An 18,778-nucleotide genomic window follows, 5' to 3' on the forward strand; every position below is an offset into this window, starting at 1 on the left:
CACCGAGTTGAAATAATACATTTAAACGGTGACAGTTATCGAATGAAGCATCGAAAGAACATCTTCGGGCAGGAAAGTGTAACAAATTAATCAGCAAAAACTGTAACATTTTACTTGACGGTCACAAGCCCCCTACAAAGAGGGAGTTGTCTTATTTGACGGGGATATTACAGTCCGCCGTGCTCATGCTCACGTTCAAACCCAGACCACTTACTGAACCTTCGAGATTGTGAAACGATATGCAAAGACAACCAAAAAAATAATTACTAGCAGTGAAACTCCTTTCAAAGATTTTTTCAATATGTACCTACAACCCCGCATATGTGGTTTCGCCCGACATACATAATGCTAAGTACCTATTGACCGTAGCCAATCAAAACTCCACCGAACCGTTACTGCAAGAAGTCGTTCCCAATTCTCTAAGTCTCACAAGTCGGTCAAAAACAGCAGGAAAGACCTTGCCTATGATTATTGCTACGTTAATTTCCTGCATTGGCTCAACTCACCTGAGCTGTTATTTTTCGTTCGTGACTTAAGGGCAATTCCCACGGTAATTTTCTTTGTAGTTTTATTATGTCTAAACTATCAAAAGACAGCGTATTGACAGAGAGTGCGGCTCTGACCCTAGGGGATTTTTTATATTGTAAATTAAATAAAACCATTTAGAAAAAATATTACAAGAACTTACTTATGGTAATATAAAAAAGAACAGTAATAATTTTTGGAGGGGTACAATTTATGTTGACGCATAGTTCTATAGAATTCAAAAGTGAGGAAATCTATCACTCTAAATCAAAAGAATACTTTGATGAGGTATTAAGTTCATATCATAATGGGAATTATCGATCGGCTATAGTCATGTTATACACTGTAGTTGTTAGTGACCTAATATATAAACTTCAAGAACTATCGGACAGATATTCTGATGAGATTGCCACTTCTATATTAGAGAAAGTTAAAGTAGAACAAGAATCAAGCCCTACTTCCCCAAGGTGGGAGATTACATTAATATCAGAAGTTAAAGAAAGAACAAATCTTTTAGAATCTCAAGATAAACTTAATATAGATTACCTGAGAGATCAACGACATCTATGTGCTCATCCTGTTTTAAATGGACAGGACATGCTTATAAGTCCTAATAAGGAAACCGTAAGAGCAAATATGATGAATATGTTAGATGGAATCTTATGCAAATCACCATTATTATCTAAGAAGGTCATTAATACATTCTTACAAGACTTAGCTTCTGTAAAAGACCAGTTGATCGAGGAGACAGAATTTAAGAGGTATTTAAATACGAAATATCTTAGTAAATTTAATCGAGTTACAGAGGAAAGGTTATTTAGGGATTTATGGAAATTTTCTTTTAAGTTATCTGACGATACCACAGCTGAAAATAGAGGGGTTATCAATAGAACTTTATTATTTTTATTTGAAAAGAACCGGTCGTCTTTTATAAATCTAATAGAAAGTGATAGTGGTTATTATAGTGACATTAATTTAGAAGACCAAACAATATTTACAAATTCTTGTTATTTCTTTTCAAAATTCCCTGAAGTTTATCAGTTTATGGAAGAACCTATAAAAATATTAATAAATTCAAAGGCTGAAGAAAATATAGAAACATTTAGTAGATGTCTATTCTTGTCAGAAAGTATGGAACAACATTTTGAAGAAATTAAAAACAGGATTGAAGGTTTATTACTTGTACCAAACATAAGTGACTTTACTAGAAAATATTTATATTATTTTTCCAAAGAGTATGATGTTATAGATGGATTCTTAGATTTTCAAATTTATTTAACAGAGAAAAGTAGTTATAGTTATGATGACTCAGATTATAATTTTAAGAACTACATCCTACCATATGGGGAAGATTTTAGTTTGGAGCAGTTCCAAAAAATATTAGAAATTGTTAATTCAAATTCGCAGATACATGATCGAAGAAAGGCTCGTTTAGATAATAGCCAATTAAAAGTATTTATAGAAAAGAGATATGGAGATGAAATCGATTATAGTGAATATCCAAATGTTGAATTTTAAAAAAACACCCTACCTCCACAAAGAATTTAGATAAAGACTGCAATTAAATTGCACAGATTTTATAGAAACAATGGAATTAACAGAAACAAATTGCATAAATAAACATCCAGAACCTGATTAAATGGACGTATTAGAATTTATAGATGCATAAATACTAGATAAAACTCACTCTAGAGAATTGGCAGGGTGGAGGTCGTTGGTTCGAGCCCAATCGGGATCCTTATGTGAATATATTTTGATAAGATAAAGGTAATCCTATCGCCATTAATGTCTAATCTTGTTGGAAAGAGAGCAAGGATAAAAGAATCAAGAACAAGAAGGATAAAATAACATTTTTGAAAGAGTTGCTTTTTTTGAATGATAAAAGGAAGCAACAGCGGCATGCTGAACTGACACAACACACCACTTTTGTGTAAGACCTGTGCATTTGAATAGAGAGTTTAATAAATAAGGGAATTGAGTATGTTTAGTTATAGTTGTCTCTTTTCTTCTTTCTTACGCAAAATCCAATCTTTAAAGTCATGCTTTTCGACTCTTTTTGAAGTACCAAATTCAAAGTTTGGAATACCACCTACTTCCTCATGAAGCTGAAACAATTCATATACTCTTCTTCTTGAAATATGAAGATACTCAGAAATGTGGAGAGCTGTTCAGCTCCAACTTAGAAAGGGATTCGTTATTTTTTGTATTAATGATGTCTACAGGAAGTCGACCATCGGAAGTCATTTATACAAAGGTTAACAACATAGATTATCTTAATGGAACAATCTTTGTAGAGAGGACAAAAAATAAAACGAGTAAATATATCATATTAAGGGAAGGTGTCGGTGCTGTTCTAAAGCGATACGTTGAAAAATACAAATTAGGGAATGATGAGTATCTTATTAATGAAAATGGAAAACCTTTGAAATTGAGTGAGTTACAAGACTTGTTTAATACGTTTCTGAAAAAAGCAAATTTACCTTCGTTTACCCTTCACAAACTAAGACATTCTTTTGCAACGATTATGGCTGAAAGTGGTGCAGAAGTTATGGTGATTCAACAATTATTAGGGCACAAAAAAATAGATTCCACTAGTACATATATTGAACTAAACTATGTCCGAAATAGAGGAATCGAATTACAAGTAAATTAAGATATATATAAACATATTCGTAAAGAGAAATATAAGAAGTGATATGTAATTAAGAACGCTCTCTGTCTCCAAATCAATCTACAAATTAGTAAACCCTTCTCTGTATTTCATTTGTAATGAACTCTACAAAGTGTTTGAACAAAGATAACCCCTTTTACAAATAAAAGGGGTTATCTTTGTATTGGATTTTAATTAATGGGGCATAAGCAAAACTGTTAGACTTCATTAGACAATTAATCGAATATTTGATTGCTATCAAAAGATGCCTGTTAAATCAAATATATATAAATTAAACCCGATTATTGAAGAAATACAGTATATTAATTTTAAACAAATAGAGAGCTAGAGAACTAAAATTTAGAGGTTTCGTCCCTAGATCATTTAATATATAAGTATAGTTTTGCTTAACTAGTCTCTTAAATTATGTTCTTTTCTTCTTATACCACCACAATCCTCCGATTCCTGCACCTACCAGTAGAACGATTGGTACAATGACTAACATTAATGGAAAAGAAGATGCTGACTCTGATTCCACTTCAGCTGATGGACTGGTCACCTCTTCAATTTCCTTATCGTTATCAGTTAATTCCAATTCTTCTTCTTCTTTTGGCTCTATTTGTTCTTTTTTATCAGTTTCATCGGATTTTTCCTCTTTTTCTTCATCCATAGAATCTGGTGTTTCAGATTCTTCTTTTTCTACAGGATTAGTTTCCTCTTTCTGAACTGTCTCTTTCTTATCTTCTTCTGTTACCAATGGTTGTTTTGTGTCAGTTTTTGGTTGTTTAGATACCTCTTGCTTTGGTTGAGTTGTAGTTTTTGTTTCTTCTTTAGTGTTTTGTTCTTGTTTAGGCTCTTCCGTCGGCTTAGTTTCTTGTTTTGGTTCCTCTTTAGGTTCAGTCGGTTCAGGTTTTGACTCTTCCTTAGGTTCTTCCTTAGGCTCTTCAACCTTCTGAATATAAACTGTTACGATTGCATGAGAATAAGTTCCGCCCATTGGCATTTCGAATTTTTGACCATTATACTCGACATAGCCAAATAAAGCACCTTGTAGAATGAATTCGTCAAGATTTGGACTATAGAATCCCCATGCATAGTCTTTTTGTCCACAAACTCCATCTGGGCGAGCTGGATTAGAATCTGTGTGTACGTTAGATTTGATCGTCATAGTACATTCAGGAATACCAGTTTTTTCTGTAAAGGTTACATTTGTGAATACTATCACTCCTAATAACCATCATTGTTAGTAATACTTTTTTCATATAAATTCCCCCTCTATAGTGTGTGTTCTCTCTATAATAGTTTGCCGAGTAAATAAAAAAACGCCTTATGGAAGTAGATAAAGACACACTATTAGTGTGATACATATCCACGTTCCCATAGGACGGACGCATTACGTTTGCTTCATTCCCGCTAATCCATTTCTATGGATTGCAAAAAACTATAAAACCTAAATATAATTAGGTTTTAATCGTTAGTATTATTGTGCGTCTGGTCATTTCTTTTCGTGCATATCATTGCGAGTGTTTGGGTTGATTATGCCCTAGTAAATCTTGGATATAGGCTAATCGCATTCCCCTAACTGCGCGATAAACACCCTATCCATTCTAAAAACTTAAACAAAGAAAAAATCAAAATTATTAAAGTATTATTCCGTTCCTTTCAACTAAAGTGTTATAAAACGGAAACACGCTAGCTACTAAGCTGGCGTGTTATATTCTCATATTAATATTTAACTAATTTCGTATTTGTATCTTGCGTTTGTTTTGACTTCGTAGGTTGTTGCTTACTTGTATTTAGTTTCGGTTGTGCATTAGTATTTCAATTTTTATAAAAAAAGCTTCTAGTTATAAAAAAGGATTTTTTGCAAATGTTACTCTGCAAAAATTGAGTTAATCTTTTAATAATTTTATTAAGTTATTATTTTTAATTCCTTTTACTCCCCAAATGATAGAAAGTGATACGATAATAATAACAAGTAGAGATAAGGAAACAACATTTTCAAATGTTAGTAAATTCGTAAAAAGATGACCATACTTACTAGTATTTAAAAATATAAAGTCAGATAAGAAAGCTAATAAATAAGCAATTAAGAAATAAATAGTGAAAATTACGCCATTTTCCAAAGATATTATTTTGATTATATCTTTTTTGGAATATCCTTGACAAAATAAAATAGCGAATTCTTTGGTGCGGTCGTAAATATAACCTTTATTAAGGAAGATTACAACTAAACCAATAATTACAGCTATTGTGATAGAGCCTACAACTAAATTCCGAACTAACGAGTGGTATACAAATGATAAATCGCCATTCTTTAAATCATATTGTGAAATGAATTGATATTTAGGGAAAACTTTCTTTAATTCATTATAGACACTTTCAAAGTTTTCTTCATTGTCAACCACGACTATCATTTGGTCAAAACCTGTTCCCATCGATCGTTTAAAATGTTCGAAATCTTTAGTGATATTTTTAGAATATTCTTCTGTTGCTTTATTTATTTTATAAGTTTGTACATGAAATTGATAAGCCTCTTCGGTCAATTTATCTTGACTTTCAGCTTGATGAAAGTAACCCACATAGATTGGGTAAGATGGCGATAAATTATATCTATATCCCGTATCATAAATACCGACAATTTTATATTCCTCAGTAATCATGTCATTTTTAGCAGAAGTAACATCTAATTCAATTGTACTATTAATTAAATTTGTATAATTTTCAGAGTCAGATATCATAAAAGCATATAGATCTGGAATTAATATTTCTTTTGAATCATCCTTAGGAAACTCTCCTGAAATTATATTTATATTATTAACGTTGTAATTATGAATGACTGAATAAGGAACGCTTTGTGCTGTTAATGTAAAGGTTATGGATTCTCCATTTCGAATCTGAGCAAGATCTTTTCTTAAAAATGCAGGTATATTTTCATAGTCTAATCTATATTCAAATCGATTTCCTTCATGATCATAAAAAGATTGTATACCTTCCACTGTAAGTTCAATTTTATCGATATGTTGAATGTTTTCGACCTTTTTAACATCTTCATTTGAGAACCCAATTCGCTTCCCATCATGACTTGCTAGAATATTATTCTCTTTTAAATCTTCTGCTGCTTCAGAGGTTAATTTCTGAGTACTAAAGACAATGGATTTATTATCGACTCCTGAAAAAAAGTTAGTAAATGATTCTAATGAAGCCGCTTGAAAAGCAGTAAAACTTAAAATGAAAAGCAATAGAATAATTACAATTGGTACCCCTAATAAAGAAATTCGTTTCATTTTACGAAACACACTTAAAAATGTATAGAGAAGAACATGTTTTTTTTGTTTAGTTTTTTCTAATTGATATGATTTTTGTTTTGTTTCACTATATTCCTGTTCGTTTTTTGAATTAGTTTGATTAATTTTCCCATTTTCTAACTTAAAAACTATATCTGCATAGTCAAGAATTGAATCATCGTGTGTAATGACAAAGAATGATATTCCTTTATTTTTCAATTTACTGATATAACTCATGATTTTATCGGTTGTCATTCCGTCTAAATTTCCTGTAGGTTCATCAAGTAAGATAATCTTTGGAGAACCTAAGACAGCACGCCCGATTGCTACTCTTTGTTTTTGCCCCCCACTAATATTTTTTACAACTTCATCTTTTAACTCAAGTAAGTCCATACTTTCTAGAACAGAATAAATTTCATCCCCTTTATAATCACCTGATAGATAAAGATTTTCATAGACAGTTAATTGTTCGAATAATTTAAAATCTTGAAAAACCATTTTTATTTCATTGGTTCTTAGATGATCCCAGTCTTGATTTTTGTATGCTTTGCTATCTTTTCCAAATAATTTATAAGAACCTTGATAGTCATTATCTAAACCGAATAGTATATTAAATAAGGTGGTTTTGCCACTACCACTTTCCCCAGTTAAGACATAAAGACTAGAAGGATTAGTTAATTGTAGGTTAATATCATTTAAAACAATTTTATCACCAAAAGATTTTGTTAAATTTCTTAAATCTAACATAGTATCCTCTTTTCTTAATCAACAAAAATCCATATCCTAATTGTATAGAATATGGACTTTTGTTAATAATATTCTTAATGGTTGAAGTACGGTGTGAACCATACTTGAGGTGATGCTGAAATACGACCTTGCTTATCCTTTAAAGGTGCAGACCAATGAGTAGTGCTGTATTCTTGATGAGCACCAATTCGTTTATTACTACTGCTCAAAATTTCACTTCCTGCACCCCATACTTGAAATTGAAAGTAATATGGATCTTCCATCGCGCTCGTTGCACCAATTTTTGAGGCCCCATTCACATCATAACCCCAACTAGATTTCCATGTACCTTGAGCAGCTGAAGCAAAAATAGGTGAAAGTAAAATTAAAGTAGCCCCTAAAATAATAGCAATATTTTTCCTCTTTTTCATAAAAACACCTCCCTCCACAATGATTATATATATTAATCTTACAAAAAACAACAATATTTGTTATAATTATGTCATAAGTTAGATTATTTCTGCTATATTATTAAAATCTATTACTATTAAAATAACTAGGATGGAGGATCATTTTGAAGAAAAAATTGTCTTTAAAAAAAGTTATACTTTTTTTCTTAATAAGTGCGATTATATTTTTATGTTTATATATTTTATGGGGTATATACAAAGCTCAAAATATTAGTGTAGTTCCTATTGAAGACATAAACAGCATCAGTATATCTGCAGACGAAGTTTTATCAACAGAAACTGAAATTACCGGAGAAGTTAAAGTAGATCGTTTTGAAGCAGTATCTCACATAAATAAAGAAAAAGTTGATGAAGTATTATATATCATCATTCATAAAGAACCATCTTTTTTTAGTAAAGGGACATTTTCAATTAATTTAAATGATGTAAATGATGTAGAATCTATTAATAATATCTCGATCATATCAGGTAATATATATACAGGAGAAGGAGTAGAGCGAGGTTATTCCCTTGGAGATTTAAAAAAAATACCTGATCAGGAAGTCATATGGGAACAACCTGCAGACTAATTGTTTTTTGAAAGCCCCCTCTCTCTTCGAAAGTTAAGTTAATTAATCGAATGAGGCCACACAATTTCGATAAAGGTCTGGCAGTTTCATAGACTGAAGGGTTATGAGGTAACGCTCTGAAAGACACAGACTATCCCTTAGGACAGTCTTTTTAATAATGTGATTTTAATTTTTCCTGGATGGGATCCCTCCCACTTTCTGTAGATATAAATAGTCTCATTAATACGGGATAAGGAATTGAAAGAGGAGTATGAGAAAATTAAGAAAATGAGTAGAGAAATTTTTAATAGAAAACATTAAGAAGCAACCCGGTAACTATAACAGGGTTGCTCTTTTATCATACATATCTTTTTCTATGTTATTTATTTTCTCCTTGAATCTAAAATTCCTACAACTAGTATAAGTACATCGTTAACGCTCTCCAACTATAATCTAAACCGACTCCATACAAATTGTTTTCCACCAATTCCCGAATGAATCTGACGATATAACAAGATATAATAGGTACTACAAGGAGGTTATTGAATGTTTCAATCACCAATGTTATTAAAGCAAGCAGATGAACAATTCGACATCCCGAATTATATCTTCGAACCGAAAGCGGATGGTATTCGCCTAGAATATACGAATATAAACCATAACGTAAAATTCTTTACTAGACATGGTAATGAAATAACTTATAAATTCCCCGAGTTAAAACAATCCCCTATTAAAGAAGATGTTATCCTCGATGGTGAGTTATTCGTGGTAGATCCTCAATCTGGTATTACTGACTTCGAACTTTGCATGAAACGATTTTCAGCTTCTAATAAAAGCATCATAAACACTCTCGCACATTACCAGCTATTTTTATCGTCTTTGATATTCTGTATTATGATGGAAAGAATTTAAAAGGGCTTCCTTTAATGGAGCGTAAACAAATCCTATCTGAAGTCGTACCAAAAACAGCACACTTTCAACCGATTATTTTTATGGGAAATACAGGGACTATATTATTTGAAGCACTCTCTTCTTCCCCATTTCGCGAAGGTATAGTTGCTAAGAAAAAAGCAGATTATATGTAAATAAACGAAGCTATGATTGGTTAAAAGTCATAGGATCACGCTTAGATTTCTTCGTATTATAGGAGTGGTAGTTATGATTATTGAAAAAAACGTCTGGATTATTCGACCAATGCCCGACGGAGTTAACCGATTGAAACAATTCTTAGACGATAACTTTATTGCCATTGGTTACCCAACAGGAACATAATTTGAGAAATTAAGTTACGATAACATTAGAGATTTATTGGAGCAAGAAAATTGGACTGACGGGATTGGTAATGTTAACCTATTTGTAAAAAAGATGCGTATTGGAGATTTAATTCTCGTACCAGACAACAATAAAAAATATGTTTACATCGGCGCAATAGAATCAGATTATTATCATGATCCAAAAGTTGATAAACCAAATGAAGGTTCTTATCCTCATCAAAGGAAAGTAAAATGGTTCTATGATAAAAATCCTCTCTTACGAAGTGATTTACCAGAGGAGATACGTGGTTCCTTAAGATATCCAGGAACAATTGCTAATATAACAAAACACATCGCAATAATCGAAGATCTATTAAATATAAGTGAAAAAATCAATCCTAAAGATAGCCTTGTAAAAAAGGCGCTCAAAGTTTTAGAAGAACTACTTGAAGATAATGATTCTGAAATTCGTCTTAAAGCTGCTGAAATTATTGTCAGACACGGAACACTAAATGAATAATAGATCTATTTGTCCAGTATTGGAAAAAAGGCTGATAAAATTAGTGATAAAGAATAGTTAAAAATAATTGAAAAAAGGATTTTAGTAAAGAAAAATGGCCATTGGCATAGTTTCAGGGTAAAAGCCAGTTAGAAGGAATTTCTGTTGAAAAAAATAGGAGCAATTGCTAACATTTTGCTAACGCAATCCTATGAAAAACGGTAAATTTAAGTTAAAAATGTTACACCTTATATTTCTAAAAACATTGATACACCGCACTTCTCGCACACATCATTAAAGATATTATACACTCTCAGCTTACGGGCGGCATGATGTAATCTGCCTCTCTAACCCTTGAAAAAAAAGGATTTGTTGGTAAGGTGAGAGTGAAATGCTAACATTTTGCTAACTAAATAGAGGAAGCTTCTCTTAAGTTAACTAAACTTGTGAGAGGCTTCTTTTATTAAATTCTTGCATAACGTGGAGATATACATTTGGTGGTAAAATCCCGTGGCCGTAATCAGCCTACATATCTTTTAAATTCAATAAATAGTTAATGAAGAATTTACTATAGCTAGTTTAATATTAAATACATACATCGGCCTTGGTTACACCATGAGTAATAAAATAAGACCAGATTGTTTTCATACTGAACAATCTGGTCTTTTTCACTCCTTGATACTGAGCATGACCATCTAGTTTTCATTTTATTTATTAGGGAGAGATGACAATCCGTAGAAAAACAATTGTAATAGTTGTTCTAATTCTTCGCTATTATTATTTTTTGTATTGATGTAATCATTTATTTCTTGAAAGAATAATTTAAAGTACCTCTTTAAGATCTGTTCAGAATAGTGGTGAGCAATATATCCATTGCTTTTTCCTTGTTGTATTAATTTGAGAAAAAAAGATTCAAATTTCTCCTCTATATTGTTAAGAAGAAAAAGAACTGATTCCGACTGATCTTGGTAAAGGATTGTCAAGAGCTTGATGTTTTTAGCCTCAAGAGTCATTATTTCCTTAATCTTTTCATTAAATGGAATCTCCGAATTTATTATCCTCTCATAGTCCTTTAATCTTGAATCTATCCAATTATTAAGCATTTGTTGATATAGCTGCTCTTTGGTGCCGAAATAATTGTATATCGTAGCAGGTGAAACACGGGCCATATTAGCAATTTCATCTACTCTTACCTTGTCAAACCCATACTTCATAACCAATTCATGTGAAGCTGAAAATATCTGCATTACTTTTTTTTCTTTTCTTCTTTCATATCCATCCATGTATTTTCACCTCAAATTAAATTCTATATTAACTTTTAGAGTAGTTCAATACATTTACTACATAATCTTATTGCAATTCAATATATAGTTATATACTTAATGTATAAAACAACTATAAAACTTTAAGAGGAGTAAAGTAAGAATGGATATTAAAATCCCTACATTTCTTCATGAAGTCTTTGGTGAAAGACAGAACATATTCCAATTAACAGTTATCTTACTCTTTGGAGTGCTATTTACATCATTACTATTTATTTATTACTCCAACACATTCTACGAGGTAGCATTATGGCGAAATGTATTAGCTTTTCTGTTAATATTTGATATTTTTTCTGGTTGTATAGCAAACTTCACGAAGTCTACGAGCAATTATTATGCAAACAACAAAAAGAAACAAATTATTTTCATATTAATTCATTTTCATCTAATATTTGTTGGATTCTTATTAGATACATCCATTTGGGCTGTTACTTTGGTTTGGATCTATACTATTGTATGTGCTTTTATCATTATTTCCATAAAAGAAAAAAATCAGACTTTTGCGGCAGGTTTATTATTAGCAATCGGTATAGGAGGGACTCCAATGCTTGAAATGGAAGTTTATATGCTGATTGTCAGCATGCTTTTTATGATTAAGGTAATATATAGCTTTAGTGTTAATCATTATCAAAATAGGATTTAGGTGATGTGATTATGGGTAGTAAGTATTCTATTAAACGATTGGATAAGAGGGCAAAATCAAGTTTTGTAGCTTTAATGGTAAGTTCATTTGAAAAAGATCCACTCTTTGTTTATTTGTTTGATGATGGTGATCAAAATAGGTTTCAATATAGAGCGCGCGCATTCGTATCATTTTTGTTTGATAAAAGTTTCTTTTTATTCGAAGAGATATGGGGTATTTATGATAAAGGAAGACTTGTAGGTGCCTATATTATTGAGTTACCGAATGTAAAACGAACTGATAAAATAATCGGTGGACTTTTATTGCTAAGTGGAATCGTTAAGCTAATGACTAAACTATCACTAAGCACTATAGCTAAACTTAATAAATATATGAAAGTATCTAGGTCACATGTAAAGAATAGGCGATTTCATTATCTCATCATGATTGGTGTTTTACCAGCAGAGCAAGGAAAAGGTATTGGTGCAATGTTAATTTTTCATATATTGAAACAAGTTAATGAAGAACAAAATACAAATGGAATCGCCCTAGACACTGAAAATAAAAATAATGTAGGCTATTACTACAAATTAGGTTTTACTCTAAATAGTGAACATCAATTTGGTGACATTACCATTCATAGAATGATAATCATAACATAAATATAATATTCTTTCTCGGCGGATAGGAAAGTGCATAAGTGCAACCAAGGCATTCACCATAAAGAATTGGTGAATGCCAAGTTTTCTACTAGTGAGCAACAACAGTGGTTAAGCGTTTGTCTGAATGCTAACATTTTGCTAACACAATCCAGTGAAAAACAAAAAATTTAATGATAAAGAAACTACAGACAAAATTCAACAAAACGCTGATAAACCGAACCCTCCGACACCAAGTTAAAGATATTACACGCTTGCACCTTAGGGGAGTCATGAAGTAATATGCCGTTCCAACCATTGATATGAGTGGGTTTTGAGTAAGATGAGAGTGAAATGCTAATATTGAGGAATTTAACGTAGGCTTCTCATTAGTTCACTGAACTTTTGGGAAGTTTCTTTTTTCATTCTTTCGTGACATGGATGTACATATTTTTGGTTATTTGGTCATCTGTATGACCAAGACGGTCCATAATTTGTTCGAGTGAGACACCTGTTTCAGCAAGAAGTGACGTTCATTATCAGTTTATTAAACCTACTGATTTTACTCAGTGAAAAATATAATAGAATAAAAAACGTTCAATCAGGCTCATCTCCATTTTAGGGAGGTGGACCGTTTTCTTATGTATAAAAGTCTATAAGAATAAGAATGTGGTAAAATAAGTTATGAATAAGTAGTTGTCACTACTAACTATCGGTAGCTTATTTAATAAAAAGAACGGTAGGATAAGAAATTAAAGTGGTTGAGGGGATTGTTGTCGGTACTCAGAGTGTGACAATTACCCAACTTCAGCTAGAGCATCGTTTAATAAGATGAAAAAAATCCAAAAAAAATAGAGGAAGATTTTTTTAAATTAACTTACTCAATAATCAAAACAGTAGATCAAAAAGATTTTAGCTTTGTAAGAAGTTGTCAAACAGTAATAAATTTCATGGAACATTGGAGAGGTTAAAGTGAAAGATTAATAACAATAAGTCAATAGGATAGAAAGAGAATTATTTATCTGTAGAGCCAAAAGTTACTGCCCTAATCGGAAGGTACACCTCAATATCACGAGGGAAGAAGTATTTTTAATGGGAAGATAAAAAATGCAGAGGCCTTACTTGGTAAGTATGCAGGAAAAGGACAAAGAGTAACAGATTATAAGGAGAGAGTTAATTTCGGTTCAAACATAGGCAGGTATATAGATTCTGAAGGAACAGCATGGCTCTCTCGTAACGGGATGATTGTTTATTCGAAAACAGGAGCACACATTTATCCTACAAGACCTTAAATTAGGAGGAAAACTATGATTTGGGGAGAACTTGCACTATTCGTAGAGAAGATCCCAACTTCGACAAGGTTAATTTTAAAATGGAATAGCGGACTTACCATAATGTGTGAATTCGATACACAGCATTATACTGATAATAACTTAGATGAAGATGACCCAGGTTATGAGGAGTTTCAAGGAGTATTATTTCTTGTAGAAGAGATAATCCAAGATGGAAATGAGGAAATAGTAAATTTTGGAGTGGGAAACTTGATTGAGTTGTCATACAAAAATGAACCAGATATTATTATGGATCTCAATAGAGAAGTGCTCTGGAAAAAGGCAGAAAAGTAAATCACATATTTGATGTTTGTATTTATGGGGAGATACGAAAAAAATAGTAACAGGTTGATTGGTAGAAAATAAAGCTTCAGAAGGTGTAATGAAAAAGCTTGGTTTGGTTAAGGATGCTGAGTTAAAAAGTCATGTTGTTTTACACAATAATCTCTATGATAGAGTGGGGTATAGAATACTAAAAGAAGAATGGGAAGAATTAAATAAAGAGAACAAACCGGGTAAGTAATAATGATTACGATTTAATTGGCTAATTGGAACTCTGAAGATTGTAGTTATTTATCAGGAGATTCCTATTACATAACTGTAATTGAAGTAAAATATTTCGAGTTATTCTTCAAGTCAAGGTAAGTTTTAGGGGAACAAGAGTTCTCTATTATAACAAGATTTTTTGCTGTGTAATACAAAACTACCATTTAATAGGAAATAACATTTAGCATTTCAAGTACTATTGTGAGGAAGACCATAAGCCTAACTCCTCGGTGAAAATAAGGAGGATTAGGCTTTTTCATTTTCAATCCATTGAGTTTTCTCTATCTGGTGACCCAAGTGGTAATTTTAGTGGAAAATGCTGGTGGAAAACGGAAGGTATGGTGCGTTTCTGTGTCTGTAATCATGATAGCAAATGCTAACATTTTGCTAAAGCAATCCAGTGAAAAACAGTTAAATCTTGTTAAAGATGTTACAGACAAAATTTTGCAAAACCTTGATTTACCGTACTATTTGCACTCGAAATTATAGATATTATAAACTTTCATCTCACGGGCGGCATGTTGTAATAAAGGTTTTTAAACCTTGTTGCATCAGTGTACAAGATACCAACCAAGCAGTGCAAGAAGAAACAAGCCAAAGACTGCTATCTTCCTTCCCGCCATTCTACGAAAAAGGTCATCGTCGCGCTACGGGTGCTTAGGATACAACCGATCGAGGATGTAAATATTCAAGTACATTCCCCAAATGCTAATGGAGGTTAAAATAAAAAACCAACCATCTGAGCTTATTAACACTTGATATTTTTCTGTAAAAAAATGAGCGATATAGAGAATAAATATCCCCGCAAATTTCCACTTCCACTTTATGTTTGAAAAATATAGAATCATTGTACTAACGGCCAAAAGCAGATGATAGGTACCAGCGATAATAGCAATACTGCAATCATTATCAGGAACCAGAGTTTCATTGAAACTACGAATACCGACTGCCTTAGATGCCCAAGTTACTAAATGAAAGTGCAACGTACACAATCCAAAGAAAATAAAGATGTTACGCCAAATGTGCCCACTGTGTTTTGATAAGATGGTGCTTACTATTTTCGCAATGCGAAATAAAATGAGAAGTCCGATAATAGTCATCCATGTCCGATACCAGTTTTGTTCATATATTCCCATTAGAATAAACCATTCTTCAATACCTCCGTAAATTAGAGCGATGATCAATTGCCAGCGAAATTTAAGATTTAAGACAGTAATGAGGATTGCAGATGCGGACACGGAAGTTTGCGAAAACAAATTCCCCTAAAACCGAATCATCGTGCTGGTTAGAAAAGATCTTAGGAAAATAAATGTACGCGTTCAAACACTTTAAAATAATCACTTCGAATGCAAAAAAAGTGATTCCGCTAATCGTTAAAAATAGAGCAAGTACGTGTTTACGGTTGGGTGTCTTGATGAAAACAATGACCAATACAATGATAGTAATAATCCCAAGGAAAATATACCATATCGTATTGTTCCAAAATGCATGCCCCATAAATCACAGTCCTTCCTTACTTATATAATGTGATATTTATTGGTAAACATTATATTGACCTGGGATTTAGAAAATATTCAGTGTAGTCAATTGTTTAGAGAGGACTTTGGGTCCAGTGAACCCTCTTATTTCTTTTCTTTTGCAACTGGAGATATATTTACATGCTTACGCAATAGTTAATCAATTATTAACCCTTCGTTATTATCCATTGAAGGTGAACAATCGTTACTTCTTCTATGTCCTTTCCTCTATTTCTATTATTTTCTAATCACTTTACAATCAATTTACTAAAATAGGGCTGTAGGCTTAGTGAAAAATTAGGCTCTAGCCAGTGTAACCAATAAATACCATTTTATATAATTACTTTTGTAAGTTCAATAATCATTGAGATCAAGTCTACTAAGAAGCAATATGTATAGTTCATAAAAAGTGATTAGTAAAAATATTGTTTGTGAAGAGAGGAGTAAAATCTTTGTTCTTGAAAATTGTAGAGAACGATTTCAAAAGGAACAAGATTGTAACGACGGCCGTATTTGTATTTATCACGATGGCAGTTATTTTGGCAAGTAGTGCCATCAATAATATTACCAATTTGATTCAGTCGATGTCGGAGCTGCAGAAACGAGCAGTTCCAGCTGACATCACACAGATGCATTCTGGAGAATTTGACCAGGCAGAAATTGATCAATTTACAGAAGAACATCGTGAGGATATAGCGATGCAAGAGACGATGGTTCTTCTAACGTTTGATGGAAGTAATATTCATTTTGGTGAAAATCAAACGATGGCTGGAACGGTACAGGATATTTCCTTTGTTGTACAAAATCAAAAATTTGATTTTATCTTGGACCTGGATAATGAAAAATTGGATGTAAGGGAAGGGGAAGTCGCAGTTCCTATCTATTTCATGGAACAATATGACCTAGAAATCGGCGAGACGATTACGGTGAAAAATGGAGAGTATGTGAACGAGTTTGTTATTTCAGATTATGCAAGAGATTATGAGATGAATTCTTCCCTTACTTCTTCAAAACGGTTTGTTCTGAATCAAGCTGACTATAATGAAATGCGTGTAATGCATGCAGGGGAATTGGAATATCTGATCGAATTCAAACTGAATGAAAACGGGGATTCTCAGGCTGTGCAGACTGCCTATATCGAAGCTGGACTTCCAGCAAACGGTCCTATAGTCGGAGGAAAGGTCTTTATGATATTTAATGCCATGTCAGATGCGGCAGTAGCAATGGTCATTATACTTATTAGTATTCTGTTGATTATTATTGCATCTCTCTGTATCAGACTTACGTTTCTAGCAACGATTGATGAAGATTTAAGGGAAATCGGTGTGATGAAAGCAATTGGTATATCCAAAAAGGATATAAAGAAGGTATATCTTAACAAATACAGAATCATGTCATTAGTAGCGGGCATCATAGGCTATCTGCTATCCTTCGCAGTAGTAAACCTGATTAACGGGAATATGAGACTGTACATATCCTCAGACTTAACAGGGAACTTAAAATATATACTAACTCTTGTTGCTCCACTATTGGTCTATTTTTTGATTGTAATATACTGCAAGAGAGTACTAAAGAAATTCGATAAGATTTCGGCAGTGGAAGCATTGCGTTCCGATATCATGGAGCAAAAGAAGAACCGAAAATATAGTTTTTCGCTGCTTAAGAACAAATTCTTCAGTACCAATATTTACATGGGGCTAAGGGATGTATGGAAACGATTCAAAATATATCGGTTACTGTTATTTATCTTTGCTGTCTGCACATTTATAGTCATTCTTCCTTTAAATGTGTATAACACCATGAATTCACCGGAATTTTCCACATATATGGGAATTGGGAAATCTGACATGAGAATCGATCTTCGAAAGACAGATACGATAACAGAAGATTATAAGAAGCTGCAGGAAGAGCTGCAAAATGATTCGGATATTGAAAAGTATGCCGCTTACATCACAAGTTCCTTTCATGTCAAAAATACGGAAGGTTCTTGGGACTATATTAATATTGAAACCGGTGATTTTTCCGTATTTCCATTAAAATATTTGGAAGGAAGACCACCGGAGGCTGAAGGAGAAATCTCACTTTCCTATGCAAATGCTTTAGAAGACGGATTAGACAAGAAAGTAGGAGATGAGGTAGTAGTAAAGGCTGGCGAGAAAGAAAAGACATTAAAAGTAACTGGTATTTATCAAGATATTACAAATGGCGGGAAAACTGCAAAGGCAGATACCAGTCTTGGTATTAATGAAGAAGCCGTTCTTTGGTATATTCTGAGCATGGATGCGGCTGAAGGCATTGATATTCGCGAGAAAATGGACTACTATCAGAAAACCTATGAATCTGCGCAGGTCAATGATATCAAAGAATATACCGGGCAGACTCTAGGAAATATCATTGATCAGATGAGCATTGTTTTGATAGGTGGAATCGCAATTGCAGTTATCATTATTGTATTGATCACTGTATTATTCCTTCGAATGTTATTATCAAAGGATATGTCTCAGATTGCCATAATGCGAAGTGTGGGATTAACTGCTAAAAATATTAGTCATCAATATATGGCAGGAACTTTAATGGTACTCGTATTGGGAATCATATTTGGGGTTTTGGCTTCCAATTATTTAGGAGATTTTTTAGTAAGTATAGCTATGTCCTCTATGGGAGCTGCAAAAATTGAATTGGTTAATGTAGCCTGGCAGACTTGGCTACTATGTCCGTTATCACTGATTTCAATAGTTGGAATTACGATATATGTGTCCTGTAAGGTAACTGTAAAAGAAGATTTATCTGTCATTTTAAGAAGTTAGAAGTACTGAAAGATAACGATGAAGTTTGAGAAAATAA

16 protein-coding genes and 4 pseudogenes are annotated in these 18,778 nt (G+C 32.6%); 13 read left to right on the plus strand and 7 right to left on the minus strand.

Annotation, left to right across the window (positions count from 1 at the left end; genetic code table 11):
* Positions 1-90: pseudogene (locus ACFSTA_RS20855) on the plus strand (ATP-binding protein); the annotation flags it as partial.
* 648 nt (positions 91-738) lie between these two features.
* Positions 739-2,043, plus strand: coding sequence for a hypothetical protein (locus ACFSTA_RS20370; RefSeq protein WP_377558671.1), 1,305 nt, complete (start codon positions 739-741; stop codon positions 2,041-2,043).
* 470 nt (positions 2,044-2,513) lie between these two features.
* On the opposite strand, the gene ACFSTA_RS20375 is transcribed toward ACFSTA_RS20370, so the two are convergent.
* The gene (locus tag ACFSTA_RS20375) at positions 2,514-2,639 is read right to left on the minus strand and encodes a hypothetical protein (protein WP_377558672.1); all 126 of its coding nucleotides are present in this window, start codon (positions 2,637-2,639) and stop codon (positions 2,514-2,516) included.
* 17 nt (positions 2,640-2,656) lie between these two features.
* Here ACFSTA_RS20375 and ACFSTA_RS20380 point away from each other — a divergent pair, with 17 nt between their 5' ends.
* Positions 2,657-3,178, plus strand: a complete 522-nt coding sequence (locus ACFSTA_RS20380) for a tyrosine-type recombinase/integrase (protein WP_377558673.1) — start codon at positions 2,657-2,659, stop codon at positions 3,176-3,178.
* A 421-nt stretch (positions 3,179-3,599) separates the two neighbouring features.
* Here ACFSTA_RS20380 and ACFSTA_RS20385 read toward each other — a convergent pair whose 3' ends face one another.
* The 3 genes from ACFSTA_RS20385 to ACFSTA_RS20395 all read right to left on the minus strand — a co-directional run bounded on the left by ACFSTA_RS20385 (position 3,600) and on the right by ACFSTA_RS20395 (position 7,619).
* Complete coding sequence (locus ACFSTA_RS20385; protein ID WP_377558674.1) at positions 3,600-4,400, minus strand: hypothetical protein; 801 nt, start codon at positions 4,398-4,400, stop codon at positions 3,600-3,602.
* A 667-nt stretch (positions 4,401-5,067) separates the two neighbouring features.
* Positions 5,068-7,209 carry an ABC transporter ATP-binding protein/permease gene (locus tag ACFSTA_RS20390; RefSeq protein WP_377558675.1) on the minus strand — a complete coding sequence of 714 codons (2,142 nt, stop codon included), beginning with the start codon at positions 7,207-7,209 and terminating at the stop codon, positions 5,068-5,070.
* Between the two features lie 74 nt (positions 7,210-7,283).
* Complete coding sequence (locus ACFSTA_RS20395; protein ID WP_377558676.1) at positions 7,284-7,619, minus strand: hypothetical protein; 336 nt, start codon at positions 7,617-7,619, stop codon at positions 7,284-7,286.
* Between the two features lie 143 nt (positions 7,620-7,762).
* On the opposite strand from ACFSTA_RS20395, the gene ACFSTA_RS20400 reads away from it, so the two are divergent.
* The 3 genes and pseudogenes from ACFSTA_RS20400 (at position 7,763) to ACFSTA_RS20410 (ending at position 9,979) form a co-directional block, all read left to right on the plus strand.
* Entirely contained in the window at positions 7,763-8,227 is a 465-nt protein-coding gene (locus ACFSTA_RS20400) for a hypothetical protein (protein ID WP_377558677.1), read from the plus strand.
* A 540-nt stretch (positions 8,228-8,767) separates the two neighbouring features.
* A pseudogene (locus tag ACFSTA_RS20405) lies at positions 8,768-9,291 on the plus strand (ATP-dependent DNA ligase).
* A gap of 223 nt (positions 9,292-9,514) precedes the next feature.
* Positions 9,515-9,979, plus strand: a complete 465-nt coding sequence (locus ACFSTA_RS20410; protein ID WP_377558678.1) for a hypothetical protein — start codon at positions 9,515-9,517, stop codon at positions 9,977-9,979.
* Positions 9,980-10,665: 686 nt separating this feature from the next.
* Here ACFSTA_RS20410 and ACFSTA_RS20415 read toward each other — a convergent pair.
* Entirely contained in the window at positions 10,666-11,241 is a 576-nt protein-coding gene (locus ACFSTA_RS20415) for a TetR/AcrR family transcriptional regulator (RefSeq protein WP_377558679.1), read from the minus strand.
* Between the two features lie 142 nt (positions 11,242-11,383).
* Between ACFSTA_RS20415 and ACFSTA_RS20420 the strand changes: the two genes are divergently transcribed.
* Entirely contained in the window at positions 11,384-11,923 is a 540-nt protein-coding gene (locus ACFSTA_RS20420; RefSeq protein WP_377558680.1) for a hypothetical protein, read from the plus strand.
* 11 nt (positions 11,924-11,934) lie between these two features.
* On the plus strand, positions 11,935-12,564 hold the full coding sequence (locus ACFSTA_RS20425) for a GNAT family N-acetyltransferase (RefSeq protein ID WP_377558681.1): 630 nt from the start codon (positions 11,935-11,937) through the stop codon (positions 12,562-12,564).
* Between the two features lie 348 nt (positions 12,565-12,912).
* Here the strand turns inward: ACFSTA_RS20425 and ACFSTA_RS20860 are convergent.
* A pseudogene (locus tag ACFSTA_RS20860) lies at positions 12,913-13,073 on the minus strand (site-specific integrase); the annotation flags it as partial.
* A gap of 531 nt (positions 13,074-13,604) precedes the next feature.
* Here ACFSTA_RS20860 and ACFSTA_RS20430 point away from each other — a divergent pair.
* From ACFSTA_RS20430 to ACFSTA_RS20445, 4 genes and pseudogenes are all read left to right on the plus strand, one after another.
* Positions 13,605-13,832, plus strand: a pseudogene (locus tag ACFSTA_RS20430) (polymorphic toxin type 50 domain-containing protein); the annotation flags it as partial.
* Between the two features lie 15 nt (positions 13,833-13,847).
* On the plus strand, positions 13,848-14,165 hold the full coding sequence (locus ACFSTA_RS20435) for a hypothetical protein (protein WP_377558682.1): 318 nt from the start codon (positions 13,848-13,850) through the stop codon (positions 14,163-14,165).
* Between the two features lie 58 nt (positions 14,166-14,223).
* Positions 14,224-14,394, plus strand: coding sequence for a GNAT family N-acetyltransferase (locus ACFSTA_RS20440; protein WP_377558683.1), 171 nt, complete (start codon positions 14,224-14,226; stop codon positions 14,392-14,394).
* Between the two features lie 320 nt (positions 14,395-14,714).
* Positions 14,715-14,906: a hypothetical protein gene (locus ACFSTA_RS20445; RefSeq protein WP_377558684.1), complete on the plus strand. Its 192-nt coding sequence runs from the start codon at positions 14,715-14,717 to the stop codon at positions 14,904-14,906.
* Positions 14,907-15,064: 158 nt separating this feature from the next.
* Here ACFSTA_RS20445 and ACFSTA_RS20450 read toward each other — a convergent pair whose 3' ends face one another.
* On the minus strand, positions 15,065-15,673 hold the full coding sequence (locus tag ACFSTA_RS20450; RefSeq protein ID WP_377558685.1) for a hypothetical protein: 609 nt from the start codon (positions 15,671-15,673) through the stop codon (positions 15,065-15,067).
* A 713-nt stretch (positions 15,674-16,386) separates the two neighbouring features.
* On the opposite strand from ACFSTA_RS20450, the gene ACFSTA_RS20455 reads away from it, so the two are divergent.
* On the plus strand, positions 16,387-18,741 hold the full coding sequence (locus tag ACFSTA_RS20455; RefSeq protein WP_377558686.1) for an FtsX-like permease family protein: 2,355 nt from the start codon (positions 16,387-16,389) through the stop codon (positions 18,739-18,741).
* Positions 18,742-18,778 lie beyond the last annotated feature (37 nt).

This window comes from Ornithinibacillus salinisoli (assembly GCF_042684965.1).
Taxonomy (GTDB): domain Bacteria; phylum Bacillota; class Bacilli; order Bacillales; family Amphibacillaceae; genus Ornithinibacillus; species Ornithinibacillus salinisoli.